Raw genomic sequence first — 25220 nt, 5'->3', positions numbered from 1 at the left:
GCAGCGGGTTCACTTGTCTCTATGGCACCTACTGATCAACGGCGGAGTTCGGCACACCCGCAGGCGCCGGCGGCGCCGCGGTCACCGGCGGAACTGATCGTCGTCACCCACGGTGCCGGCGCGCCGATCCAGCCGATCGCCCTGCGCGAGAACCTCGCCACGGCCGAACACGTCGGCACGCTGCTGCCCCTGGGCGCGCGGCTGCGCCGCGTCTTCGGCCCGCCCAGCCGATTGCCGGGGCGGCTGGCCGGTACCGAACAGGAACCCCAGGGCAGCGACTACCTGAACTATTTCGCGGTCGGTGGCGCGGTCTACGATCTCGAGGCGATCGCCGAGCGGCTGCGCGCCGACGACGCGGTCGACGGCGCCTACGTCAAACCGGGCGCCGAACCGCCGATCGCACCGCTGCACGAGGCCACCCGCTCCTACGCCGAGGCCCCGCCGGTGACGCCGGATTTCCAAGCGCGCCAAGGGTATCTGGATCCCGCGCCCACCGGCATCGACGCGCGCTGGGCCTGGACGCGGCCCGGTGGGCGCGGCACGGGCGTGCGCGTGGTCGACATCGAGGGCGCGTGGCTGTTCGGCCACGAAGATCTCACCCAGAATCAGGGCGGGCTGATCGGCGGCGAATCCGCCGACGACGAAGGCTGGCGCAATCACGGCACCGCGGTGGCGGGGGAGATCAGCGGTGACGTCAACAGTTTCGGCATCACCGGCATCGCCCCGGAGGCGATGATCCGGGCGGTGTCGATCTTCGGGGCGGGCTCGGCCGCGGCGATCCGCACGGCCGCGGACGCGCTCGGCCCCGGCGACATCATCCTGCTCGAACTGCACCGCCCCGGCCCGCGCCACAACTTCGCCGACCGCCCCGACCAGGCCGGTTACATCGCCATCGAATGGTGGCCCGACGATCTGGCCGCGATCCGCTACGCGCACGCGCGCGGCGTCGTGGTCGTGGAGGCCGCGGGCAACGGCGGCGAGAACCTCGACGCCGCGATCTACGACACCCGGCCCACCGGATTCCCCGCCACCTGGCGAAACCCGTTCCGCGCCGAGGATTCCGGGGCGATCATCGTCGGCGCGGGCGCACCGCCGCCGGGCACGCACGGCCGGGACCACGGCCCCGGCCGCTCCCGCCTGGCCTTCTCCAACTACGGCGCCCGCGTCGACACCCAGGGCTGGGGCCGGGAGGTCACCACCACCGGCTACGGCGACCTGCAGGGCGGGGCCGACGAAGAATACTGGTACACCGACACTTTCAGCGGCACCTCCAGCGCCTCACCGATCGTCGTCGGCGCGATCGCCTGCGCCCAGGGCATCCGCGCCACGGGACCGGGCCGGTTCACGCCCACCGAAATCCGTGCCCGCCTGCGCGCCACCGGTTCCCCGCAGACCGCCGCCCCGAACCGCCCAGCCACCCAGCGCATCGGCAACCTGCCCGATGTCACGGCCCTGGCCGAGGATGGTGCGGCGGATCCGGAGGAATCGGTTTAGCCTGCGGCTCCGGATCGCGCCGGAGTGGGAGGAATCGGTCCAGCCTGCGGGTCCAGACCGTGCCCGAGCCGGAGGAATCGGTCCCGCCTGCGCCTCCGGATCGTGCCCGAGCCGGAGGGATTGGGCCAGTCTGCGGCTCCAGATCGCGCCCGAGCGGGTGGAATCGGTCCAGCCTGCGCCTCCAGATCGCGCCCGAGCCGGAGGAATCAGCTTGGTCTGCGGCTCCGAATCGTGTCCGAGGTCGATGCGTCGAGGGCGGCTAGCGGTCGGTGGCCCCGACTTACGGATCACGCGTATGCCGCTGCGCCGTCGCCATCGTGCGCGAAGTCTGATCGCTGCCGATGTCGCAGCGGACGGCGGGCTGCCATCGATCGGCAGCGCCGCCACCCGCCCCCCGAATGCGTTGCGGCCGAACGAGCCGAGCCGCAACTCGGCGACGCTCGCCGTCGAGGCCGAGTCGGCGGTGTGTGCAGCTCCGGCGACATCGGTGAGCTGGCGCGCGAATGCTGCCTCAACCGCCACCGCGCGTGTTGCCGCGTCGCGTGGCCGGTGCCGAGTAGCTGGGTGCGGGGCGTAGCCGGGTGAACGTGGCGCGCGAACGCTGCGTTAACCGCCACCGCGCGTGTTGCCGCGTCGCGTGGCCGGTGCCGAGTAGCTGGGTGCGGGGCGTAGCCGGGTGAACATGCCGAGTACAGGGGTGAGCGCGGCTGTCGCCGCGGCGCCGAGGGTGGTGTCGGTGGCGCGGATCAGGCGGACGGTTTTCATTGCCGCTGTGAGGACTTCGCCGCCGCGCTCGCGCAGCTTGGTTTCGTAGCGGGCGACCGCATCGATGAGCGTGGCGCCGGCGTCGAGTTCAGCGAGCGTGGTGCCGGTCTCGAGTGCAGCGAGCAGGTCGGCGGCGTCCTGGATGGCCGCGCCCGCGCCCATGCCCGCGGTGGGCGGGGTGGCGTGCACGGCGTCCCCGAGCGCGGTGATGCGGCCGGCGGGCCAGGGGGCGAGGTCGGCGGCGCGGGTGGAGGCGGCGTTGAACCGGAACGCGCCCACTCCGGCGGGATCGGCGCGGGCGATGACCTCCAGGGTGTGGGCGGCCCAGTCGCGCGCGCGGAACGCTTCGAGCAGGGCTGTCCGCAGGGCGTCTCCGCGCAGGGCGCGCAGTGTGTCCGTGCGGGCGGATTCGGGGAACATCGCACCCCAGATGTAGGTCGGGCCGGTGGTGATCGACATGCTGAGTTCGGGTGCGCCGAGGGCGGCGTTGCCGACCGGGTCGAGGAAGCCGACGTAGAGCGCCGCGCCGCGTGGGCCGATCCCCATCGTGGAGCGGGTGCCGAGCCGGCGTTGCTCGGCGATGCTCAGCTCGGTGCGCCGGGTGCGGCCGGAGAATCCGATCAGGCCGGTCGGCCGGCTGGTCGGGCCCGCGCCCAGATGGCGCGCGACTATCGAGTGGGTGCCGTCGGCACCGACCACCAGATCGGCGGTTTCCGGCGCGCCGTCGGCGAAGACGACCCGTGGCATTCCGTGCTCGTCTGCTCCGACGGCCGAGACCGTCCGCCCGAGATGCAGATCCGCGCCGACGGCCTCGGCCAGCAGCGTGCGCAGCGTAATGCGATCGATGTCGATGCTCGCGCTCTCGGACAGGTCCGGGCCGTAGCCGAGCGTGCGGCCGCGGTAGTCCCAGAGCATGTCCCGGTCCCGCAGGCGCAGCGCCGATCCCGAGGCCAGCAGGCGGCGCACGAGCTCGGGCGCGACCAGCCTGTCGAGGGCCGCCAAGGCGCGCGCGTCGAGGGTGATGTGATACCCGCCGGTCGCCGCGACGTCGGTGTCGCGGTCGAACACCGCCACCTCGTACCCGGCCCGGCGTAGTCCCGAACCCAGTGCGAGCCCGCCGATTCCGCCTCCTACTACGACAACACGCATGCGCGAACGTCCTTTCTCGCCGAATGATCAGTCGTCGTCGACGGTGCCAGCAGTAGTGGCCGCCGAGTGGCCACTACGGATGGCACGATGCCCGCATGGCCAGAACGTCACATCGGGCACTGCGGCTGCTGTCCCTGCTCGGCTCGCCGCGGACGTGGCCGCTGCGCGAACTCGCCGCCCGGCTCGCCGTCAGCGAACGCACCGTGCGCCGCGACCTGGACACCTTGCGTGAACTCGGCTATCCGGTGCTGACCGTCCGCGGCCCCGACGGCGGCTACCGGCTCGGCGCCGGCCACACGCTGCCGCCGCTGCTGCTCGATCACGACCAGGCCCTCGCGATCGCGGTCGCGCTGCAAACCGCGCCCAGTTCGGTCTTCGGCTTGCAGGACGACACCGCCCGGGCGCTGGCCACCGTGCAGCGCGCGATACCCGAGACCCTGCGGGCCGCAATGGAATCCCTGCGCCTGACCAGGCTGCGCAACTACTGGGAGTTCCCCGCGCCCCCGATCGATCCGGCCGCGCTCACCGCCGTCGGCGCCGCCGTGCGGCGGCGTCATCTGCTCGTCGCCGAGGTACGCCGCCCCGACGGCACCCGCCCGGCTCCCGGCGAACCGGACTTCGCGCCCGCGCACCGCCTCGAACCCCACCACCTGGTGGTGTGGGCGGGCCGGTGGTACCTCATCGCCTTCGACCTCGGCGAGCACCGCTGGCGCGTACGCCGGGTGGACCGGTTGCACACCCGGCCCACCACCTCCGCTTTCGCGCCGCGCGAGCTGCCGGGCGGCGATCTCGCGCATTTCGTCATGAGCAGCCACGACCGCGGCGACACCGCCGCGGACTGGCCGTGCACCGGCACCGCGCGACTGCCCCTGCCCGCCCACATCGTGGCCCGCTGGGCGCCGGGCGGTGCCGTGGTCGAGCACCTCGACGACGAACACTGTCGCCTGACCCTCGGCGCGTGGTCCTGGGCCGGAATCGCCGGCATCCTCGCCACTTTCGACACCGACCTCACCGAGGTGCACCCCGCGGAACTCCGGCACGCTTGCCATCGCCTCGCGCGGCGCTACGCGGATATCCCGGCTGCCCGGCCGCCGAGCGACTGATAAACTCCGCGACCGAAAGACGCTCAGGCGGTAGTTATTCCGCGCAGCGCCGCGGCCAGGTCGGCACCGGAGGGTGTGCTGCCGGGATCGATCAGATGCTGGGCGGCCAGGCCGGTGAGCAGCGCCTGATAGAGAGCTCCGGTGCCGGGCTCGGCGACACCGTCGAAGAGGCGGGCCAGCCCGGTGCGGGCTTCGTCGAGGTTTCCGGCGAGCTGGGCGCGGGCCTCGGGGTGGGCGAGGGCGTCGAAGGTGGCCGACCAGACGCCACGGTGGCCGGCGATGGTGGTCAGAGCCGCGTCCCAGCGATCGGCGAAACGTTGCCACGGGTCGGCGGTTTCGGGCACTCGCGCCAGGGCCTTTTCCAGGTCGATGCCCCATTCGCGGGTGGCCTCGGCCAGCGCCGCGGTGAGCAGGGCCTCCTTGGAGCCGAAGTGATAGCCGATGGCCGCCATGCTCACCCCGGCAGCGGTCGCGATGTCGCGCACCGTAGTGCGCGCGTAGCCCTTGTCGAACAGGCAGACGCGCGCGCCGACCAGCAAGTCCTCCCGGTTTCCCATGCCGCCCATGCTAGCGCAAACGCCTTAGACATTTGTCTTGCGCATTTGCGCAAATCGATTGTAGGGTTTCGGACATGCAGCACAGGAGCACTCGCACCGTCCTGATCGCCGGCGCCGGCATCGCCGGGCCCACACTGGCCTTCTGGCTGCGCCGCTACGGGTTCGCCCCGACGATCGTGGAGAAGGCCCCGGAGTTGCGCGCGGGCGGTCAGGCCATCGATGTACTCGGCGCCGGCACCGAGGTGGTCCGGCGGATGGGCCTGCTGGAGCGGGTGCACGAGCGCAGCACCGGCAAGCGCGGCACCTCCTACGTCGACGCGGCGGGCAAGGTCCGCGCGAGCATCTCCAGCGAGACCTTCAACGGCGTGGGCGCCGACGGGGACACCGAGATTCAGCGCGGCGATCTCGCCGAGGTGCTGTACGAGGCCACCCGCGACGAGGTCGAATACCTTTTCGGCGATTCCGTCACCGCGCTGGATCAGCGCGAGGACGGCGTGCGGGTGCGCTTCGAGCACGCCGCGCCGCGCGTGTTCGAGCTGGTCGTCGGCGCCGACGGCGCCCATTCCCACACCCGCACACTGGCTTTCGGGCCGGAGTCGCGCTTCGCCCGGCACATGGGCTACTACATCGCCAGCTACACGATCCCGAACTTCCTGAACCTCGATCACTGGGAGCGGGATTACAACACCCCCGGCATGATCGCCGGCGCCTACAGCGCCCGCGCCAACACCGAGGCCAAGGCCATTTTCGCCTGGGCCTCCGACCCGCTCGAGTACGACCACCGCGACATCGCGGCCCAGAAACGCCTGCTCGCCACGACTTTCGCCGGGCAGGGCTGGCGGGTGCCCGAGCTGCTCGCCCACTTGGACCAGGCTTCCGACCTCTATCTCGACGCCATGGTGCAGATCCGCATGCGGTCCTGGTCCACGGGCCGGGTCGCCCTGGTCGGGGACGCGGGGTACTGCGCGTCCCCGCTCTCGGGGCAGGGTGCGGTCCTCGCGCTGGTGGGCGCGTACGTCCTGGCCGGTGAACTGGCCGCTGCCGCGGGCGATCACACCGTGGCGTTCGCGCGCTACGAGCAGCGGATGCGGCCCATGGTGCAGGCGTGCCAGAAGTTCGCCGAAGGCACCGGGGCCTGGTACGCGCCCGCGAGCAAGGCGATGATCGGCTTCCGCAACCTCAATGTCCGCCTGCTGCCGTATCTGCCGTGGCGCGGGCTGATCGGCGGGGCGCCGCAGAAAGTCGCGCGCACCATCGCGGCCGGGGATTACCCGGACCGTTTCGCTGCGCACTAGAACACGTTCTAGGTACGGTCGTCGCGTGAGCAAAACCGAGTCGATCGCGCGCGTCGGCCTCGCCTATGTGCTGGCCTTCGCCGCCGGCGGGGCGTGGCTGGCGTGGGGCCCCGAGACCCCATATTTGTTGCTGGACGGCCTGATCGCCGATCTGATCGCCACGCTGGTGGTGTTCGGTGCGAGCCGGCTGCACCGGAACTCGAGCTGCTACGACGCCTATTGGAGTGTGCTGCCGCCGCTGCTGATGCTGGCCTGGTGGCTCGAGATCGGCGCGCACGGCGAGCAGGCGCGGGCCTGGCTGGTGCTGGCGGTGATCGTGGTCTGGTCGATCCGGCTGACCGGCAACTGGCTCTACGCGTTTCCCGGTCTGCACCACGAGGATTGGCGCTATCCGATGCTGCGGGCCCGCGCGGGCCGCGCCGAGGCGCTGGCCGACCTGTTCGCGGTGCACGTCTTCCCGACGTTGCAGGTCTTCGCCGGGATGCTGCCGGTCTACGCGGTCCTGACCCACACCGGGCGTGGGCTCGGCTGGCTCGACGTGCTCGCGACCGCCCTCGGGCTGGGCGCGGTCGCGCTGTCGTTCACCGCCGACCTGCAGATGTATCGGTTCGCCGCGCGCCGCAGTCCGGGCCAGGCCATGGATCAGGGTTTGTGGAGCTGGTCGCGGCATCCGAACTACTTCGGCGAGTTCGGGTTCTGGCTCGCGCTGGGCCTGTTCGGGCTGGCCGCCGCGCCGCAGGCGTGGTGGTGGGTGCTGCTGGGCGCGCTGGGCATGTACGCGATGTTCCAGGGCGCGAGCATCCCGATGATGGAGACCCGCAGCCTGCAACGCCGTCCGGCGTATCAGGAGGTGATCGACCGGGTGCCCCGGTTCGTGCCGCGGCCGCCGCGCCGGCAGCGGGCGAAGGTCGCGTGAGCCGCCCGCGCGTCCTGGTCGCGGGACTGGGCGACACCGGACTGCTGACGGCCATCCACCTGGCCGCGCACGCCGAGGTGGTCGGGGTGTCCAGCAAACCGGGACTGGTCAGCGGCCAGGAACTCGGGCTGCGCCTGGCCCGGCCACGGACCTGGGCTCGCGACTACCGGGTGTCCTTCGATCGGTTCCGCCGCCTCGATCCGGTGCGCGTCGTGCACGCCACCCTGACCGGCCTCGATCTCGAGGCTCGCCGGGTACGGCTGACCACCCCCGACGGCGGCAGCGCCGCTGAAGCCTACGACGTGCTGGTGATCGCGACCGGTGTGCGCAACGGGTTCTGGCGCAGCCCGGAATTGCAGACCGGCGACGAAGTCGCCGCGGCGATCCAGGCGCAGCATCGGCGCCTGGCCGAGGCCGAGTCGGTGATCGTGCTCGGCGGCGGAGCCGCCGCGGTGAGCGCGGCGTTCAACCTGGCCGCCACCTGGCCGGACAAGCAGATCGATCTGTTCTTCCCCGGCGAGCGCGCCCTGACCGGGCACCACCACCGGGTGTGGCGCACGCTCAGCGCGCGGCTGCGCCGCCTGGGCGTGGGCCTGCATCCGGGGCATCGCGCGATCGTCCCCGAAGGCTTCGGCTGCGACGAGATCACCTCGGGCAAGGTCGAATGGAGCACCGGCCAGGCCGCGAGCAGCGCCGCCTCCGTGCTCTGGACGATCGGGCGGGCCACGCCCAACACCGCGTGGTTGCCCGATCGGCTGCTGGACGCGCACGGATTCGTCGTGGTCGACGAGTATCTGCGGGTGCGCGGCGCGTCCGGGGTCTACGCGATCGGCGACGCCGCCGCGACCGATCCGCTGCGCACCTCGGCCCGCAGTCGCGCCGACGGCCTGCTGGCCCACAACATCCGCGCCGAACTCGACGGCCGCACGCCCGAGCCGTTCCGGCCCGCCGCCCGGCGCTGGGGTTCGGTGGTGGGAGTCCAGCGCGACACGCTCGAGGTGTTCAGCCCCGGCGGCCGCGGTTTCCGCCTGCCGCTGTGGTCACGGCTGCATCCGCTGATCGTCGCGCGCGGCATCTACGGCGGCATCAGGCCCGAGCTCAGTACGGCGCGGGAACCTCGATGACGACCTCGGCCGGATTCGGGTTGGTGCTGACCGTCACTGCGACGCGGCCCGAGCCGGGCAGGGTGAAGAAGGCGGCGTGCCAGCCGTAGTGGCCGTCGTACTGCGTGGTGCGGGTCTCGGTGGAGCTCGCCCCGGTGTCCAGGTTGCGCAGGGTGACCGTGGTGGCGATCTCGCAGCTCTGCGCCGACAGCGAACTCAGCGGATTGGCGTCGGGCTGGAAGTTGACCATGACCCGCGCGGAGCTGTCGATGAAATCGGCGAACTCCCGCGCCTGCTGGCCCTGGCTCGCCGATACCTCGGCGTTCGCGGTGCCCGCACAGCCCGGGGTGGTGCCCTGGACGCGGGCGGGATCGAAATGCTGAGGGTCGGCGGCGGCCGGACCGGCGGTCAGCGCGACCGCGAGCATCGGCAGCGCGGAGGCCGCCGCGAGCTTCAGAACGTTCCGCATGCTGGCTCCGTCCTTGCACACACTGCATCGGTGGCGATTGCCTGGCGATTTTCACGCTAGCAGACCGGGTCGAGGCGGCTACGGGCCCGAGCTCGGGCGCGGTCGGTGAACTGGGGAACAACGGCCGATGACCGAGGGTGGTGGGCGCGTTGAATTCTCCGAGCGAATCGGGGTGCGCGCCGGTTTCTTCCCCGCATCGGCGCGGCCCGTCGCCCGCGTCCGCTGTGCGGCGCTGACCTGGGCGGCAACTGCGCCGGGCCCGCCGTGAGAGGTCTTCTCACACAGCCGATTACACACGGCGAGCGCGTTCACGGCGGCTGGCGCGGCCCGCGATTGCCGGTAGGGTTCGGCCCGGTTTGATCATGTGGCCGGGCTGCGCGCGCGAGGAGATACGGTGGCTGTCGATACTGTCCGTGAAGAACAGGCGATCCGCCGGTTGAGCGACAGTCTGCTCGAGACCTACGGCGAGACCCATTCTCCCGAGGACATCCATGCCGTGCTGGCGGCGGTCCGGGCGCGCTTCGACGGGCATCCGGTGCGCGAGTTCGTGCCGATCCTGATCGAGCGGATCGTGCACCGGGAGCTGGCGCCGCCCGCGCAGGGCAGCGTCATCGAGGAAGCCGCCGCGGCGGTCGAGCAGGGGGCCTCGCGCGCGGATCGCCGCCGGGCCGCGCGCGCCGGAGTGACGCTGAACCGCCGCACGGCGGCGATCGCCGGTGCCGCGGTGCTGGTCACAGTCGTGGTGGTGGCGCTGGTCGCCCGCGAGCCCGACCCGGCCCCCGCGGCCGCGCCGGTGACGCCCGCGCTGACGGTGGTGCGCGGAGTGGTCGGCTCGGAGAAGATGGCGTTCTTCGAAGATCAGCGAGTGATCGACGCGCTGGCCAAGCATGGACTGAAGGTGACCGCCGAGCCCGCCGGTTCGCGCCAGATCGCGACCTCGATCGACCTCGGCGCCTACGATTTCGCGTTCCCCTCCAGCAGTCCGGCCGCCGAGCGAATCCAGCGCGCCCGCAACGTGACCGCCAAGTACACCCCGTTCTCCTCGCCCATGGCGATCGCGACCTTCCAGCCGATCGCGGACCTGCTGACCGGCGCCGGGGTGCTGAAGCCCGGCCCCGCGCCGACCTTCGACGTCGCGCGCTACCTGGAGTTGGTGAACACCAACACCGAGTGGGCGCACCTGCCCGGCAACGCCACCTACCCGGTGCGCAAGAACATCCTGGTCTCCACCACCGATCCGCGCACCTCCAATTCCGCGGCCATGTACGCCGCGATCGCCAGCTTCGTCGCCAACGATCGCGCCGTGGTGCAGGGCGAACCCGCCGAGCAGGCGGTGCTGCCGACGTTGCAGCGGCTGTTCGCGGGCCAGGGCTACACCGAGAACTCCACGCAGGGGCCGTTCCAGGAGTACCTCTCGGGCGGCATGGGCCCCTCGCCGATGGTGCTGATCTACGAGGCGCAGTTCGTCGAGGCGGCCGTGCAGGGCAAGACCGCGCCGGGCATGGTGCTGACCTATCCGTCGCCGACAGTGCTCTCGCGCCACACCCTGGTGCCGCTGCGCGGTTCCGGCGACCAGGTGGGCCGACTGCTCTCCGGTGATCCCGAGCTGCAGCGGCTGGCCGCCGAGCACGGCTTCCGCACCGGCGATGCCGCCCAATTCGCGAAAGTCACCGCCGAGCACCGGGTTCCGGTCACCCCCGAGCTCATCGACGTCGTAGACACACCGACCTATGACACCCTCGAGCACCTGCTCGACGCGGTCGCGAAGGCTTATAACTGAGCTGCCGGCGCCGGGGTCTGGCCCGGTCGCCTGCGGTCGCCGAGCTCAGTAACTTGCCCGTCGGCGTCGGGTCCTGCGTGGTCGCCCGCGGTCGCCGGGTCCGACAACTGCGCCGCCGCGCCAAAGCCGCCGCCGACGCGGGCCTGCCCGGCTACCTCGAAGCCTCCACCGAACGCTCCGCGCGCCTCTACGCCCGCTGCGGCTTCGACCTCGAAGGCGACCTGATCCAACTCCCCGAAGACGGTCCCCTGTTGCGCCCCATGTGGTTCCGCGGGCGCCGGGGCTTGCGTGGTCGCCCGTCGTCGCCGAGTTCTGAACTGCGCTGCCGGGGTTCGGGGCTTGCGCGGTCGCCGCGCTCGTCCAGGTATAACAGCGCCGCTGGTGTTCGGGGCTTGCTCGGTCGACGCGGACGCGGGATCCTGAATGGTTCTGCCGAGTACCCCCTGGTGTCCGATTCGAGTAGCCGGGCACTCGCGGTTTCGACTCCGATCGGTGTCACCGTTCGAGGGGAGGGGCTGGACAGGAAGGAGGCCCTCCGCATGAACGGGATCCACACCCAGCAGATACCCGAGCGGACGTGCGGGCCGGCGAGCAGGACCGGAACCCACGCGATGCTGGTGTTCGGCACCGGCGTCGACTGCTATCTCTCGAATTTGGCGACCTTCGCGGCGCCGCACAACTATCAGGTCGTCCTCGCGGTCGAGCTGGACGAACGGGGCAGGCGCGCCCTGGGCGCCGACCGGCGTACCCGCGCCGAGGCGCTGCACACGTTCGTCCCCGAGGAGTTCGCGATGACCGAACTCGATCCGCGCCGCGAGCGGTCCCGGCAGACGTTGCGCGGCACCCTGTTTCGCGGGCACGTGCACCGCGGCGGCACCGAGCTGGCGACCGGTGTGGTCGCCGAGATCCGCCGGGTGGTGTATTTCGACGAACTCGGCGCCGGCACCCGGCGCGGCCAGGAACGGCTGACCCACCTGTGTTTCGGGGTCGCGGACCGGTTGTATCTGGCGCACCGGATCGGGCGCCGGCCCAGCTTCGATCAGATCGTCGCGGTCGGGCTGCTGCCGGGCACCGTGACCGACCTGCTCGGCGACCCGGTCGGCACGGACGCCCACGAGCTCGGCTTCGAGCAGGCACAGGCGATCATCCTGGGGCAGCGCCAGTTCACCGGCCAGCGGCTGCGGGCCGGGGAGATCGCGGTGGCGGCGTTCCGAGGTGCGGGCGAGGAGCCGGGGTTCCTGGCCGAACTCGCCGTGCGGCGGCAGGTCTATCTGGAGGTGGCGGACCTGGGGTGAAAGGGGCTGAATCTCGTTCGGCAGGGTCGAGCCCTCGGAGGTTGCGGACCTGGTGAAAGGGACGCGATCTCGTGCGGCAGGGTCGAGCCCTTGGAGGTTGCGGACCTGGGGTGAAAGGGCGCGATCTTGTTCGGCAGGGTCGAGCCCCTGGAAGTTGCGGACCTGGGGTGAAAGGGACGCGATCTCGCGTGGCAGGGTCGCGCCCCTGAAAGTCGCAGACCTGGGGTGCAGGGGGCCACCGCCGGTGGCGCGTCAATACCTCGCAGGTCGCGTTCGTTCACCGGGTATGTCAGGGGCGGTATCACCCGGTGGAGCGACGCGCGACGGCTCCGCGCGCCCTACCGTCGGAGCATGTCCGGCACCCTCGAATCCACACCCGCCGCAACCGGTTCCGGGCGGCGCATCGCCGAGATCGATGTGCTGCGCGGATTCGCGTTGTTCGGGATCCTGGTCACCAACGTCGTGGTCGCCACGACCCTGTTCAGTTTCGGCGGCACCCGCGAACAGCTGGTGCCCCGGTTCGACGGCACCGTGGACCATGTGGTGCACGGTGTGGTCACCGCGCTGTTCGAGGGCCGGTTCTATCTGCTGTTCGCGTTCCTGTTCGGCTACTCGTTCACGCTGCAGATCGCGGCGGCCCGGCGCGCGGGCGTCTCGGAGCGGGCGCGGCTGCTGCGGCGCTGCGCGGCGTTGCTGGTGATCGGCCTGGTGCACGTCTATCTGCTGTGGATCGGCGACATCCTGACCCTGTACGCGGTGCTGTGCCTGGTGCTGATCCTGTTGCGGAAACTGCGTCCGCGCACGGCGGTGGGACTGGGTGTGGGGCTGTACGCGGTGTGGTCGGCGCTGATGTTCCTGCCCGGTCCCGGGGACTCCGATGTCTACGAGTCGATGGCGCTGTTCATCGATCTGCCCGCGCTGCATGCCGGGTTCACCGGCGGCCCGGGTGCGACCTTCGCGGCGCAGACCGGCCTGTTCCCGGAGTTCCTGCTGGTGATCTGGTTCGGGCAGGCGGTGCCGAGCCTGGCGATGTTCTTGCTCGGGTTGGCGGCGGGCAAGCGCGGGCTGTTCGAGGATCGTGAGTGGGTGCGGCGCTGGACGCCGCGGGTTCTGCTGGCGGGGTTCGGCCTCGGAATACCGGTGTCGGCGGTGACTTTCGCGGGCGCGATGCACTGGCTGACACCGCCGCCCTGGTGGGCCGGGGCGCAGATGCTGGTGGCGCCGCTGATGACTTTCGCCTACATCGCCGCGGTGCTGGCCGCGACCCGCGCCGCGCGCACCGCCCGCTTCGCGGCCCGGCTCGCACCCGCGGGCCGGATGGCCGCCTCGAACTACATACTGCAATCGGTCGTGCTGATGGTTCTCTACACCGGTTACGGGTTCGCCCTGGCCGACAAGACCCCGCCCGTGGCGGTGCTCGGGCTGGCGCTGCTGACCTTCGCCGCACAGGTGGTGCTGAGCGCGCGCTGGCTGCGCACCCATCGGTACGGTCCGGTGGAGTGGCTGCTGCGCGCGGTCACCTACGGGGCGTGGCCGCCGTGGCGGCGCTGACTATTTCACCACCGGCCGGCCGCGATCGCGCCACACCAGCAGCGGCTCCACCACGCGCGCCGCGACCGGCCCGGCCACGGCCATCAGCAGCACGTAGGTGGTGGCCAGGGCGGCGAATTCGGCGGGGACCGCCCCTGCGGCGACCGCGAGCCCGGCGATGACGATGGAGAATTCGCCGTGGGCGACCAGGGCGGTGCCCGCGCGGGCGCGCCCGTAGCGCGAGGCCCCGGCCTGCTTGGCGGCCCACCAGCCGGTGGCGATCTTGGTGGCGATGGTGACCACCGCCAGCAGCAGCGCCCAGCCCAGCACTGGCGGAATGCTGGCCGGGTCGGTGCTGAGCCCGAACAGCACGAAGAACAGCGCCGCGAACAGATCCCGCAGCGGCTCCAGGATTTTCGTGGCGGCGTGCGCGGTGGAGTCCGAGATTGCGATGCCGAGCAGGAACGCCCCGACCGCCGCCGATACCTGCACCGCCGAGGCGACCCCGGCCACCAGCAGCGCCGAGCCGAGCAGTTTGAGCAGGAAGATCTCGCGGTCTTCGCTGTCGACGATCATCGAGACGTAGCGGCCGTAGCGCAGCGCGATCACCAGCACCACGGTGACCGCGAGCAGCGCGATGCCGAGGGTCTTCAGCCCGGCCAGGAACCCGGCCCCGGCCAGTACCGCGGTCAGCACCGGCAGGTAGCCGGCCATCACCAGGTCCTCGAAGACCAGGATCGAGAGCACCGTGGGGGTTTCCCGGTTGCCCAGGCGGCCCAGATCGTTGAGCACCTTGGCCACGATGCCCGAGGAGGAGATATAGGTGACCCCGGCCATGGCGATCGCACCGGTCAGGCCCCAGCCCAGGACCAGCGCCACGACCACGCCGGGGGTGGCGTTGAGGACCACGTCGAGCACGCCGGCCGCCCAGGAGCGGCGCAAGCCGGTGACGAGTTCGCTGGCGCTGTACTCCAATCCGAGCAGCAGCAACAGCAGTACCACGCCGATCTCGCTGGCGAGATGGATGAATTCGTCGACGTGCTGGAGTTCGATCAGGCCGCCGGTGCCGAAGAGCAGGCCGCCGAGGAGATAGAGCGGGATCGGCGACATCCCGATGCGGGCGGCGACCCGGCCGAGCAGACCCAGGCCGAAGATCACCGCGCCCAGCTGGATGAGAGCGAGGGCGGTGTGGTGTTCGACCATCGATCAGCCGTCGGCCAGGATGGCGGCCGCGGCCTCCAGTCCCTCGGTGGTGCCCACGACGATCAGCAGATCACCGGCGGTGAACAGGAACTCCGGGCCCGGGGAGGGAATCGGGTTGCCCGCGCGCATCACCGCGACGATGGAGGTCTTGGTGCGGGTGCGCATCTCGGTGTCGCCGAGCGGGCGGCCGTCGTAGGGCGAGCCCTTGCGGATCTGGAGCTGGCGGGTGGTCACCCCGTCGAATTCGCGATGCTCCTCGCGCAGCTGGGCGACCAGTTGCGGGGCGCCGAGCAGGTTGGCCAGCACGGCGGCCTCGTGCGCGGACAGCGGAATCTGTTCGGTGACATCGGGATTGTCGGACTTGCCGAGGATCAGATCGATCGAGCCGTCCTTGTGATCGATGATGCCGATCCGGCGCCGGCCGCGCGCGAGCGCGAACTCCTTGCGCACACCGATGCCGGGCAGGGGAGTCACCTCAACGTTCACCTCACCAGGTTAGCGGGGGTGCGGCGCGCACAACGGACCCGGCCGTCCGGTTTGTCCGATCGTGTCCGGGAAATAGCTGCTGCCACGAGGTTTCGGCGACGCGCACCGGCCGGCGGCACCCCCTGCGTGCCACCGGCCGGTGCCGATGATTATCCGGTATCGGCGGCCCGTGACCGGCCCGAACGGTCAGGTCAGCCCGCGAATGAACTCCGCGAGCAACTGGCCGCTGTAGTCGGGTTTGCCGTTGTTCTGGACCGCGGCCGCGCCGATGGTATCGATGTGGGTGTAGCCGGGCAGCTGTTCGACCTGCGCGGTCGGCGGCGTCGGGATCAGCGTGCCGACACCGAACTGGACCACGCTGTCCCCGGCCCAGGCCACGAAGTTCGGCTTGGTGCGAGACATGTTGGCATAGCGCAGGTTCGCCATGTCGCCGGTGCGCGACCCCGCCAGCCCGGCCGCGAGGTCCACCACGATCCGCAGCGGGAAGTAGGTCTCCCAGTAGGCGGTGGGCGCGCCGGTGCCGAGCTGGCGGGCGACCTCGTGGATGTCGGCGGTCTCGCGATTGGGCGCGGTCCAGGGCACCCCGGCGACGTCGTTGTAGTTGCGCCAAGTGTAGAGCGTGCCGGGGTCGGTCGGGGCGACGCGTACCTGGGGGCCCGCGCTCATGCGCAGATAGTTGCCCAGCACCGGGATCTGGGTGGCCAGGGCCGCGTTCGGGAAGGTCTTCTCCTGCACCGGCCCGCCCGCGAGCGCGCCGACGCCCTGTTGCAGCAGCGCGAAGTTGCCGGAGTTGTTGTCGATGAGGGTGCCCAGCAGCGCGGTGTTGGTGAACCGGAACTCCCGGATGCCGCCCTGGCCGCTGAGCACCGCGGGCCAGCTGCGACCGAACAGGAAGGCCAGGGGTCGCTTCGAGTTCGGGTTCGCGCGGCAGGTGGGCCAGCAGCTGGGACTCGCCGTCGGGATCCAGGTGCGCGGCCAGGCCCGCCAGCCGGTACAGCAGGAAGGCCTTGGTGCCGATGATCGGCGCCGGGCCGAAGGTGCGCAGCGGCAGCACGCCCGAATCCAGGCCCGCTTTCAGCACGTCGTCGACCGGGCCGAGGACGGCGTTGGCGACGTCGTGGAAGAACGGGGTGTTCTGGATCGCGGCGGGATCCGAGGACACCATGGTGTCCTGGGCGGCGAAGGCGGCGCACTGGTTGTAACCGGCGTCGGCGCGGGTGCCGGGATCGCCGTCGAAGTCCCAGTCGGCGAAGAGCCCGGTGACCATGCCGCCCATGGAGATTCCGGTGCACACGAACATGCGCTGGCGGCGCTGCTGGTCGGGCACCTCGTGCAGCATGATCTCGTACTGGTCGCGGATCACCCGCTCCACGCCCATCACGTCCAGGATCGGCAGGTCCGGGGAGGCTCTGAAGCCCGGGAAGACCCGGCCCTCGAGGGGTTTGCCGTTGAAGTAGTAGTCGACAGCGTCCAGGTAGTTCCCGCTGGCCAGCGCCGCGTCGAAACCGAAGGTCTCGTCCAGGCAGGCGCTGCGCCGGGCCATGGCCCAGAATTCCACGGTGCGGTCCAGGGCCTTGGCCGAGCGCACCGTATTGGCCGCGACGCCATCGGAATTCACCGCGCCGCCGTTGAGGCCCTGCTGCTGCACCACGATCGCGTCGGCGGCCGCGGACTCGGCCGGGCCGCCGGCGGGCCGGTAGCGCAGGAAACCGGTGCGGTCACAGGCGTCGGGGTGGGCGGGCGCGCCGGCGGGCAGCGGCAGCCGGAAGCTGACATAGGAGACCACGATGCCGTCGCGCTCGGCGATCGGCTGTTCCTGGCGATCGGTGGCCACCGACACCGGCGGCGCGTCCTGGGCCCCGGCCGTGGCCGGAGCCAGCAACCCGCCCGCGACCACCGTCGCCACCAACCCGTACCGAACAACCTGCCGCGCCGCATGTTTCACCCAGAGGACGTTGCCACGGCCTGTGCCCTGGGTCACTGGGCGATATGTCAGCTCCCGCCGCCCGCGCTCGTGCAGGTTGCCAAGCGTGGCAGGCTGGGCCGGTGACGAGTCGAGGTGTGTTGGTGACCGGGGCGTCCCGGGGGATCGGGCGGGCGATCGCGACCGCGTTCGCGGCGGGCGGCGATCGGGTGGTGGTGCACTACGCCGCGCGCCGCGCCGAAGCCGAACAGACCCTGGCCGGGCTGCCCGGCGCCGGGCACGCGCTGGTGGGCGGCGATCTGGGCACGGCCGAGGGCGCCGAGGCGGTGGTGTCGGCCGCGATCGAGGCGCTCGGGAGCATCGGGGTGCTGGTCAACAACGCGGCGGTGAACCTGGCCCATCCGGTGGCCGAGACCTCCTACGCCGACTGGCAGCGGATCTGGGCGCAGACGGTGAACGTCAACCTGCTGGGCACCGCGCACGTCAGCTACGGGGTGGCCCGGCACATGATCGAGCACGGCGTGGCCGGGCGCATCGTGAACATCGGCTCGCGCGGGGCGTTCCGGGGCGAACCCGATCATCCCGCCTACGGCGCGACCAAGGCCGCGGTGCACGCGCTCGCGCAATCGCTGGCGGTGTCGCTGGCCCCGCACGGCATCGGCGTGGCCGCGGTGGCGCCGGGGTTCGTGGCGACCGAACGCGTCGCCGACCGGGTCACCGCCGAGGTCGAGGCGCAGAGCCCGTTCGGGCGGGTCGGCACGCCGGGCGAAATCGCCTCGGCCGTCCGGTATCTCGCCTCGCCGGAGGCGAGCTGGACCTCGGGCGCGGTGCTCGACGTCAACGGCGCTTCGTACCTGCGGTAGGGCGCCGGCGGCGGCCCCTGGCGATGAGTTCGGGGTCGAAGTCGGGGTCCGACCACTGCTCGGCCAGGCTCATGCTCGGTTCGCGTCCGGCCGCGACGTGGGTGAACGCGCAGGCCGCGGCGGCCTCGGCGCGGCCTGCGGCGATCAGGTCGTAGAGCTCCTCGTGTTCGGAGCACTGTTCGGCCGGGTCGCGGGAAGCGGTGAGGCGGAACAGCCATTCGGTGCGCGCGGCCAGCGGGCCGAGCACGGTGGTCAGCAGCGGGTTGGCGGCCAGCTCGATGATCTCGGCGTGGAAGGCGGCGTTGGCGGCGGCGATGCGGGTGACCTCGCCCGCGGCGGTGGCCGCACGCGCCGCGCTCAGGCGCGCGCGCAGGGGTTCCAGTGTCGCGGGGGTGGCGCGCTCGGCGGCCAGGCGGGCGGCCAGCGATTCCAGGACCTCGCGGATGTCGAACAGGTCGCGCACGTCGGCGGGGGAGAAGCTGGCCACCAGCGCGCCCTTGTGCGGCACCAGCAGCACCAGGCCCTCGGCGGCGAGCATGCGCAGGGCCTCGCGCAGCGGGATGCGCGACACCGCGAGCTCGGCGGCGAGATCGCGCTCGACCAGGCGCGCGCCGGGGCGCAGTTCGACTTCGACGATGCGGCGCTTGAGCACCCGATAGGCGTGGTCGCGCAGCGAGGGGGCAGTCACGAGAACCCACAGTAACGGTAGCGCGCACGGGTTTTCACAGCCGAAACACGCCGGGAACACGGGGGCCACACCCGACCGCCAAGTTAACGGTATACCAATAAATGGAGGTGGCCGTGGCGGCGACACTGGAGCTGACGGGCGTCGGCAAGACCTACGGCGCGGTGCGCGCGCTGGACGCGGTGGACCTGAGCGTGCACCCCGGCGAGGTGCACTGCGTGCTCGGGGAGAACGGCGCGGGCAAGTCCACGCTGTGCAATCTCGTCTACGGCGGCGCGCGCCTGGACAGCGGCCGGATGCGCCTGTTCGGCCGCCCGTATCAGCCGCGCCGTCCCGCCGACGCGCTGCGCCACGGCATCGCCATGGTGCACCAGCATTTCAGCCTGGTGCCGGAGCTGACCGTCGCGGAGAACCTGGCCCTGGGCACGGGCCTGCGGCTGCGCGTGCCCCGGCGCGAACTCGCGGCGAGGGTCGCCGCGCTCGACGCCGAATTCGGCCTGCGCGTGGATCTTTCGGCCCGCGCCGGCGCGCTGTCGGTCGGTGACCGCCAGCAGGTCGAGATCGTCAAATGCCTGCTGCGCGACCCGCGCCTGGTGCTGCTGGACGAACCCACCGCGGTCCTGGGCCCCGCCGAGATCACCGCCCTGCTGGCCACCTGCCGCCGCATCGCCGACTCCGGGCGCGCGGTCGTGCTGGTCACCCACAAGCTCGGCGAAATCGAGACCGCCGGCGATCGCGCGACGGTGCTGCGCGGCGGGCGCGTCGCCGGAGCCGGGCCGCTGGCGGAGTTCACCCGGAATGCGCTGGTGGAGTTGATGATCGGACGCTCGGCCGCCGAGCTGAATCCCGCGCTGATTCTCGGCACGGGGGCTGCGCAGGAATTCGGTGCCGCGCAGTCCCCGGCTGGGTCCGGCGACCCGGACCGTGCCACGCAGGTCCATGATTCAGCGGCACCGGCTGACACGGGCCACGCCGCACCGGCTGACACAGCCCGCGCCGTAGTGGCGGACTCGGGCCGGGTCGCACCGGCGGACTCAGCGACGGTGTCGGACGACCCCGAGCATGGCGGGGATACAGCCCTGCTGGAGTCCGCACCCGGGCCTGACGATGCGGTGCGCGTCGTCGCGGCGAGCGTGACAGGCGGGCCCGCGGACGGCGGCGCAGAAGATGGCGGCGGCGCGGAATGTTCAGTGCGCGTGAGCGGGTTGCGCCTTGCCCGGCCCGGCGGTGGTTATGCGCTGGATGGCCTGGACCTGCGATTGCGCCCCGGGGAGATCACCGGGATCGCGGGGGTCGAGGGCAATGGGCAGAGTGAGCTGGTCGCGGTGCTCAGTGGCGCGCTGCGCCCCGCGGCCGGGACCTTCGAACTCGACGGCGCCGACCTCACGCACGCGAGCCCGGCCGCTCGCACCGCGGCCGGGCTCGGGGTGATCCCCGAGGATCGGCACCACGAGGGCTGCATCCCGGCCATGAGCGTCGCCGAAAACCTGTTCCTGGGCAGGCTTTCGACGTTCCGGCGGCGCGGCCTGCTGGATCGGCGCGCGCTGCACGCTGCCGCGGACCGGGTCATCGCCGGGCACGGCATCACAGCGCCCGGACCGCGCGCCCCCATGCGCACCCTCTCCGGCGGCAACCAGCAGAAGGTGGTGGTAGCGCGCGAGCTGGCGCTGGATCCGCTGCGCTGCCTGGTGGCCGCCCATCCCACGCGCGGGCTCGATCTCGGCGCGGTCGACGCCGTGCTGACCCGCCTGCGGGCCGCCGCGGCGGCCGGTGCGGCGGTGCTGATCGTCTCGCACGAGGTGCCCGAACTGCTCACCCTGTGCGACCGCGTCCTGGTCGCCTACCGGGGCCGCCTGCGCGGTCCCATCGACCCGGCCGATCCCGCGGCCGCCGACCGCATCGCCCATCTCATGCTCGGAACTGCCTCGTGAACACGATCTCCCGGCGGGGGCCCGCCGCGCTCTCGAAACTCCGACTGCCGGCCGCGGCGCGGCGCGATCTCGTCGTGTACTCCGGCGCGGTGACGGTGACGCTGCTGGTCGGGCTCGCCCTGGTGCTGATCGGCGGCGCGCGCCCGGCGACCGCGGCCGAGGCGCTGTGGTCGGGCATGTTCGGCTCGCCCTACGGCCTGGGCAGCGCGCTCAACGCGGCGGCGGTGCTGGCGCTGATCGGCACCGGGTTCACCATCGCCTACCGCGCGGGGCTGGTGAACGTCGGCGCCGAAGGACAATTGGCGCTCGGCGGCATCGCGGCCGCGGCGGTCGGGGTGCACCTGCCCGCGGCGACGCCGCCGCTGCTGGCGGTGCCGCTGGTGCTGGCGGCCGGATTCGCCGCCGGTGCGGGCTGGGCCGGGATCGCGGCGGGGCTGGCGGTGTGGCGCGGCACCAGCGAGGTCATCACGACGCTGCTGCTGAACTTCGTCGGGCTGGGCCTGGTGACGCTGGTGGTGCACGAACCGGCGCTGCTGCGTCAGCCGGTGACCTCCGCGGACACCCTGCCCCAGTCCGAGCCGCTGGCCGAGGGCGCGCGCCTGCCGCTGCTGGGCCTGCCCGAGTCCCCGGCCACCATCGCGGTGCTGCTGGCGCTGCTCGCGGCGGTGGCGACCTCGATCGTGCTGCGCCGCACCGCGATCGGTACCCGGCTGGCCGCGGTCGGCTTGTCCGGCCCCGCCTCGGCGCGACTGGGGTTGCCGGTGGCCCGGCTGCGTTTCGGGTCGCTGGCGACCGCGGGCGGGCTCGCCGGTGTGGCGGGCGCGGGTCTGGTGGCGACGGTGCCGTTCGTGCTGGCCGAGCACTTCACCTCCGGGTACGGCTTCGCCGGGCTGGTGGTGGGTCTGCTCGCGCGCGGCTCGCTGAGCGCGGTGGCCGGCATCGCGCTGGCCTTCGGCCTGCTCGCCTCGGGCGGGATCAATCTGCAACTGGCCGCGGGTGTTCCGGCGGCGAGCGTGCAGGTGGTGCAGAGCGTGCTGATCATCCTGGTGGCCGGCGCGGTCATCCTGCGCACCGGCGGTGCGCGATGAGCGCGGCGGGTGAACTGCTCGACGGCGGTGTGCGCCTGGCGATTCCGCTGCTGCTCGCCTCGGCGGGCGAGCTGGTCAGCCAGCGGGCCGGGGTGCTCAACCTCAGTGTCGAGGCGATGATGCTGACCGGCGCCTTCGCCGGGGCGCTCGGCGCGCACAGCAGCGGCAGCGCCGCGGCCGGGGTGCTGTGCGCGGTCGTGGCGAGTCTGCTGGTGGCGGCGTTGCAGGCGCTGCTGAGCGTGACGCTGCGGGCGGATCAGATCGTCACCGGCATCGCGGCCAACGCGCTGGCGCTGGGCGCCACCACCTACGGTGCGCGGCTGTATTTCACCGAGGGGCGCAGCGTGCCCGGCTTCGATCGGGTGGAAATCCCGGTGCTGCACGATATTCCGTTGCTCGGGCCGGCGCTGTTCGCCCAGACCGCGCTCGGCTATCTGGGGCTGGGCCTGGCGGTGGTGCTGGCGCTGGTGTTCGGTCATCGCAGCGGTCTCGGACTGGCGGTGACCGCGATCGGCGCGGACCCGGTGACCGCGGACCGCGCCGGGCTGCCGGTCGCGCTCATCCGCTACGGGGTGGTGCTGCTGGCCGGGCTCACCGCGGGCCTGGCGGGCGCGCACCTGGCCCTGGCCGACGTGCACGCCTTCACCGACAACCTCACCGCCGGGGCCGGCTACCTGGCGGTGGTCGCGGTCATCGCCGGGCGCTGGCGGGCCTGGCCGACGATGTTGGCCTGCCTGCTGTTCGGCCTCGCCCAGGCGCTGCAGTTCGCCGCGCCGTCCTTCGGCTGGCATCTGCCGACCGCGGTGCTGGTGATGTCGCCCTACCTGCTGGCCGTGCTGGCGGTGAGCGGGCTGGTCGGCGCCTCCCGCGCTCCGGCCGCGCTCACCCATCCCTTCGTGCGAGAGGCCAAGGCCTGATGACGCTGATCCTGACCCGCTCCGAGGTGCTGTCGATGATCGCCCTGCCGGAGGTGATCGCGGCGGTGCGCGCCGCGCACGCCGACCTGGCGCGCGGTGAGGCGCTCGCGCCCGCGCCGCCGGCGCTGCGGCTGCCCGGCTCGGAGTCGAGTTTCCTGGCCATGGCCGCGGCCTCGCGTCCGGCCGGGCTGGCGGTGGTCAAGCTGCTGGCCGATATGCCGGGCAATCGCGAGATCGGGCTGCCCGCACAGCGTTCGGCGATCCTGGCCGTGGCGACCGGGGACGGTTCCTGTGCGGCGCTGATCGACGGCGCCGCGGTCACCCGGGTACGCACGGCCGCGGCGTCGGCGGTCGCCACGGCCGCGCTGGCCCGCTCCGAGAGCCGGGTGCTGGGCCTGGTGGGCGCGGGCGCGTTGGCGCACGCCCATCTGGCCGCGCTGCGGGTGGTGCACGAGTTCGACCGGGTGCTGGTGTGGAGCCGCAGCGCGGCGACCGCGCGGGCCTTCGCCGAGGCCACCGGCGCGCAGGCGGCCGACTCGCCCGAGCAGGTGGTGCGCGCCGCGGACGTGCTGTGCACGCTGACCCCCGCCAAGCAGCCGGTGGTGCGGGGCGCGTGGTTCGCGCCGGGCCTGCACGTGAACGCGGTGGGCGCGCCGCCGCGCGCGGATCATCGCGAGATCGACTCCGAGGGGATCCGGCGGGCCCGGGTGGTGGTGGACAGCCGGCTCACCGCCGGGCACGAGTCCGGGGACGTGCTGATTCCGCTGCGTGAGGGGGTGATCGGGGCCGCGCATTTCGCCGACGAGATCGGCGAGGTGCTCATCGGCGCGAAACCCGGTCGCAGCAGCGGTGATCAGATCACCCTCTACAACTCCCTGGGGGTGGGTCTGCAGGATCTGGCGGTGGCGCGGCTGCTGCTCGACACCGCGCGCGCCCGCGGGCTGGGCACCGAGGTCGATTTGACGGCGTGAGCGCGATACGCGCGCGAAACCCGCTGGTAATCCAGCACTTCTAGGTTAATGGCATACCACTAAAGTTCGAAGGAAACACCCATGAAGAAGCTCGCCGTCGCCGCCCTGCTCGCCCTCGCGGCAGGCACGCTCCCCGCCTGCAGTGCCGGCTCCGACAGCGCCGGCGGCGCCCTGAAAGTCGGTGTGCTGTTCCCCGGCTCGCTCTCCGACGACGGATTCATGCAATCCGGCTACGAGGGCTATCAGCGCCTGCAACAGAGCCTGGGCGATCGGGTCGCGCTGACCAAGGTCGAACAGGTCGCGGCCGCCGACTACCAGCAGGTGCTCACCCGCCTGGCGACCGGCTCCGGACTGGTCGTGTCCTTCGGCGGGCAGACCGATTCGGTGCTGCGCCAGGTCGCGCCCGCGTTCCCGAAGGTGAAGTTCGTCGAGATCGGCGGGCCCGCCGACGCCGTCCCGCTGGCCAACCTGGCCTACTACGACCCGGTCCAGGCCGACGGTGGATTCCTGGCCGGCGCGTACGCCGCGCTGGTCTCCCGCACCGGCAAGGTCGCCTTCGTCGGCGGTATGGAACTGCCCGCGATCGTCAAGACCGCCAAGGCTTTCGAGCAGGGCGCCCGCCACGTGCGGCCCGAGGTGAGCGTGCTGGCGCCGCAGTATGTCGGCGATTTCAACGATGTCGCCAAGGCCAAGCAGGCCGCCCAGGCCGATGTCGGCGCGGGCGCGGGCGCGTTCGGGCAGCAGCTCAACCTGGGCCGCCAGGGCCTGGCCCAGGCCGCGAAGGAAGGCCGGGCCGTGGTGGTGGGCGGCCCGCTGGTCAAGCCGTGCGGCAGCGAGCCCGGGTATGCCGGCTACGTCAAGAGCGACACCGGCGCCGAACTCGAGCACGCGGTGCGCGCGGTGCTCGACAACAGCTTCCGCGCCGAGCAGGTGCGATTCGGGCTGGCCTCGGGCACCGGCGCCACCGACATCACCCTGTGCGAAACGACCCCGGAGATCAGCGCCGCGATGGAGAAGGTGAAAGCCGAAATCGCCGCGGGCAGCGTCACCGTCAACTGAGCGGTCTCGTCCCCTCGGGAATAACTCGCGCGAGCCGGGCCTTGGTCCCGGACATGACCAGTGCTGAGTTGTTGATCGACGCCTTCGGCCGAGTCCGGGAGAACGTGCACGGCGCTCTCGCGGAGCTGAGCACCGCCGAGCTCGGGGTTTCCCTCGAACCCGGCGCCAACTCCATCGCCTGGCTGGTATGGCATCTGACCCGCGTCCAGGACGATCACGTCGCCGAGGTGGCGGGCCTGAAACAGGTGTGGACCGCGGCGGGCTGGTCCGGCCGATTCGACCTGCCCTTCCCCGACTCGGCCACCGGCTACGGGCACACCGCCACCGAGATCGCCGCCCTCGACGGCGTACCCGCCGACCTGCTGCGGGGCTACTTCGACGCCGTCCACACCCAAACCGTCGACTACGTCCGCACCCTCACCGACACCGACCTGCCCCGCGTCGTCGACACCCGCTGGGATCCCCCGGTCACCCTCGGCGTCCGCTTGATCAGCGTCATCGACGACGACATCCAGCACTCCGGCCAGGCGGCTTTCATCCGCGGCGTCCTGCTGCGGCGGCGCTGAGCGCGCACTGCAGGAACAGATCGCAGCTTTCGGCGAGGTGCTTGTCTTTCCGCGAATATCGGTGCGGTGCG

The 25220-nt window shown here is 72.0% G+C and carries 23 protein-coding genes; 16 read left to right on the top strand and 7 right to left on the bottom strand.

Annotated features, from left to right (window positions below; translation table 11 throughout):
• Positions 1 to 21: 21 nt before the first annotated feature.
• Positions 22 to 1494 (top strand): S8 family serine peptidase, encoded by a 1473-nt coding sequence (locus tag AB0I43_RS04115; RefSeq protein WP_356973090.1) that lies wholly within the window; start codon positions 22 to 24, stop codon positions 1492 to 1494.
• 606 nt (positions 1495 to 2100) lie between these two features.
• Here AB0I43_RS04115 and AB0I43_RS04110 read toward each other — a convergent pair.
• Positions 2101 to 3408 carry an FAD-dependent monooxygenase gene (locus tag AB0I43_RS04110; RefSeq protein WP_356973089.1) on the bottom strand — a complete coding sequence of 436 codons (1308 nt, stop codon included), beginning with the start codon at positions 3406 to 3408 and terminating at the stop codon, positions 2101 to 2103.
• Positions 3409 to 3503: 95 nt separating this feature from the next.
• Between AB0I43_RS04110 and AB0I43_RS04105 the strand changes: the two genes are divergently transcribed.
• The gene (locus AB0I43_RS04105) at positions 3504 to 4511 is read left to right on the top strand and encodes a WYL domain-containing protein (RefSeq protein WP_356973088.1); all 1008 of its coding nucleotides are present in this window, start codon (positions 3504 to 3506) and stop codon (positions 4509 to 4511) included.
• Between the two features lie 23 nt (positions 4512 to 4534).
• On the opposite strand, the gene AB0I43_RS04100 is transcribed toward AB0I43_RS04105, so the two are convergent.
• Positions 4535 to 5068, bottom strand: coding sequence for a TetR family transcriptional regulator (locus AB0I43_RS04100; protein ID WP_356973086.1), 534 nt, complete (start codon positions 5066 to 5068; stop codon positions 4535 to 4537).
• Positions 5069 to 5142: 74 nt separating this feature from the next.
• On the opposite strand from AB0I43_RS04100, the gene AB0I43_RS04095 reads away from it, so the two are divergent.
• Genes AB0I43_RS04095 through AB0I43_RS04085 form a run of 3 tightly spaced genes read left to right on the top strand, consistent with a single transcriptional unit; the run spans position 5143 to position 8403 of the window.
• Positions 5143 to 6363, top strand: a complete 1221-nt coding sequence (locus AB0I43_RS04095; protein WP_356973084.1) for an FAD-dependent monooxygenase — start codon at positions 5143 to 5145, stop codon at positions 6361 to 6363.
• 25 nt (positions 6364 to 6388) lie between these two features.
• A complete protein-coding gene (locus tag AB0I43_RS04090; RefSeq protein ID WP_356973082.1) occupies positions 6389 to 7279 on the top strand; it encodes a DUF1295 domain-containing protein in 891 nt (296 codons plus the stop codon).
• Positions 7276 to 8403, top strand: a complete 1128-nt coding sequence (locus AB0I43_RS04085; protein WP_356973081.1) for an FAD-dependent oxidoreductase — start codon at positions 7276 to 7278, stop codon at positions 8401 to 8403. The genes AB0I43_RS04090 and AB0I43_RS04085 overlap by 4 nt, the downstream gene beginning before the upstream one ends.
• Here the strand turns inward: AB0I43_RS04085 and AB0I43_RS04080 are convergent.
• Positions 8378 to 8851, bottom strand: coding sequence for a hypothetical protein (locus tag AB0I43_RS04080; RefSeq protein ID WP_356973079.1), 474 nt, complete (start codon positions 8849 to 8851; stop codon positions 8378 to 8380). The two genes, AB0I43_RS04085 and AB0I43_RS04080, sit on opposite strands and share 26 nt — an antisense overlap.
• Before the next feature lie 394 nt (positions 8852 to 9245).
• Between AB0I43_RS04080 and AB0I43_RS04075 the strand changes: the two genes are divergently transcribed.
• The 3 genes from AB0I43_RS04075 (at position 9246) to AB0I43_RS04065 (ending at position 13477) form a co-directional block, all read left to right on the top strand.
• The gene (locus AB0I43_RS04075; RefSeq protein ID WP_356973077.1) at positions 9246 to 10631 is read left to right on the top strand and encodes a three-helix bundle dimerization domain-containing protein; all 1386 of its coding nucleotides are present in this window, start codon (positions 9246 to 9248) and stop codon (positions 10629 to 10631) included.
• A gap of 539 nt (positions 10632 to 11170) precedes the next feature.
• Positions 11171 to 11926: a hypothetical protein gene (locus AB0I43_RS04070; RefSeq protein WP_356973076.1), complete on the top strand. Its 756-nt coding sequence runs from the start codon at positions 11171 to 11173 to the stop codon at positions 11924 to 11926.
• 351 nt (positions 11927 to 12277) lie between these two features.
• Complete coding sequence (locus tag AB0I43_RS04065; RefSeq protein ID WP_356973074.1) at positions 12278 to 13477, top strand: DUF418 domain-containing protein; 1200 nt, start codon at positions 12278 to 12280, stop codon at positions 13475 to 13477.
• Here AB0I43_RS04065 and AB0I43_RS04060 read toward each other — a convergent pair whose 3' ends face one another.
• The 3 genes from AB0I43_RS04060 to AB0I43_RS04050 form a co-directional block, all read right to left on the bottom strand.
• Positions 13478 to 14659, bottom strand: coding sequence for a cation:proton antiporter (locus tag AB0I43_RS04060; RefSeq protein WP_356973072.1), 1182 nt, complete (start codon positions 14657 to 14659; stop codon positions 13478 to 13480). It lies immediately after the preceding gene.
• Between the two features lie 3 nt (positions 14660 to 14662).
• On the bottom strand, positions 14663 to 15145 hold the full coding sequence (locus tag AB0I43_RS04055; protein WP_356973070.1) for a TrkA C-terminal domain-containing protein: 483 nt from the start codon (positions 15143 to 15145) through the stop codon (positions 14663 to 14665).
• A 186-nt stretch (positions 15146 to 15331) separates the two neighbouring features.
• Positions 15332 to 16012: a hypothetical protein gene (locus AB0I43_RS04050; RefSeq protein WP_356973069.1), complete on the bottom strand. Its 681-nt coding sequence runs from the start codon at positions 16010 to 16012 to the stop codon at positions 15332 to 15334.
• Positions 16013 to 16076: 64 nt separating this feature from the next.
• On the opposite strand from AB0I43_RS04050, the gene AB0I43_RS04045 reads away from it, so the two are divergent.
• Positions 16077 to 17195, top strand: coding sequence for a hypothetical protein (locus AB0I43_RS04045; protein WP_356973068.1), 1119 nt, complete (start codon positions 16077 to 16079; stop codon positions 17193 to 17195).
• Positions 17196 to 17212: 17 nt separating this feature from the next.
• Positions 17213 to 17932 carry an SDR family oxidoreductase gene (locus AB0I43_RS04040; protein WP_356973067.1) on the top strand — a complete coding sequence of 240 codons (720 nt, stop codon included), beginning with the start codon at positions 17213 to 17215 and terminating at the stop codon, positions 17930 to 17932.
• Here AB0I43_RS04040 and AB0I43_RS04035 read toward each other — a convergent pair.
• Positions 17907 to 18620 carry a GntR family transcriptional regulator gene (locus tag AB0I43_RS04035; protein ID WP_356973065.1) on the bottom strand — a complete coding sequence of 238 codons (714 nt, stop codon included), beginning with the start codon at positions 18618 to 18620 and terminating at the stop codon, positions 17907 to 17909. The genes AB0I43_RS04040 and AB0I43_RS04035 overlap by 26 nt on opposite strands.
• A gap of 113 nt (positions 18621 to 18733) precedes the next feature.
• Between AB0I43_RS04035 and AB0I43_RS04030 the strand changes: the two genes are divergently transcribed.
• The 6 genes from AB0I43_RS04030 (at position 18734) to AB0I43_RS04005 (ending at position 25149) form a co-directional block, all read left to right on the top strand.
• Positions 18734 to 20548 carry an ATP-binding cassette domain-containing protein gene (locus AB0I43_RS04030; RefSeq protein ID WP_356973063.1) on the top strand — a complete coding sequence of 605 codons (1815 nt, stop codon included), beginning with the start codon at positions 18734 to 18736 and terminating at the stop codon, positions 20546 to 20548.
• A 101-nt stretch (positions 20549 to 20649) separates the two neighbouring features.
• Complete coding sequence (locus AB0I43_RS04025; protein WP_356973152.1) at positions 20650 to 21636, top strand: ABC transporter permease; 987 nt, start codon at positions 20650 to 20652, stop codon at positions 21634 to 21636.
• Positions 21633 to 22553: an ABC transporter permease gene (locus AB0I43_RS04020; protein WP_356973061.1), complete on the top strand. Its 921-nt coding sequence runs from the start codon at positions 21633 to 21635 to the stop codon at positions 22551 to 22553. The genes AB0I43_RS04025 and AB0I43_RS04020 overlap by 4 nt, the downstream gene beginning before the upstream one ends.
• Entirely contained in the window at positions 22553 to 23524 is a 972-nt protein-coding gene (locus AB0I43_RS04015; protein WP_356973059.1) for a Gfo/Idh/MocA family oxidoreductase, read from the top strand. The genes AB0I43_RS04020 and AB0I43_RS04015 overlap by 1 nt, the downstream gene beginning before the upstream one ends.
• Before the next feature lie 81 nt (positions 23525 to 23605).
• The gene (locus AB0I43_RS04010) at positions 23606 to 24583 is read left to right on the top strand and encodes a BMP family ABC transporter substrate-binding protein (RefSeq protein WP_356973057.1); all 978 of its coding nucleotides are present in this window, start codon (positions 23606 to 23608) and stop codon (positions 24581 to 24583) included.
• Positions 24584 to 24636: 53 nt separating this feature from the next.
• Positions 24637 to 25149 (top strand): DinB family protein, encoded by a 513-nt coding sequence (locus AB0I43_RS04005; RefSeq protein WP_356973055.1) that lies wholly within the window; start codon positions 24637 to 24639, stop codon positions 25147 to 25149.
• Positions 25150 to 25220: the final 71 nt, after the last annotated feature.

It is taken from the genome of Nocardia sp. NPDC050435 (assembly GCF_040655395.1).
Taxonomy (GTDB): domain Bacteria; phylum Actinomycetota; class Actinomycetes; order Mycobacteriales; family Mycobacteriaceae; genus Nocardia.
Note: the sequence above shows the minus strand (reverse complement) of the source record. Positions and strands in the feature narration are given on the sequence as shown.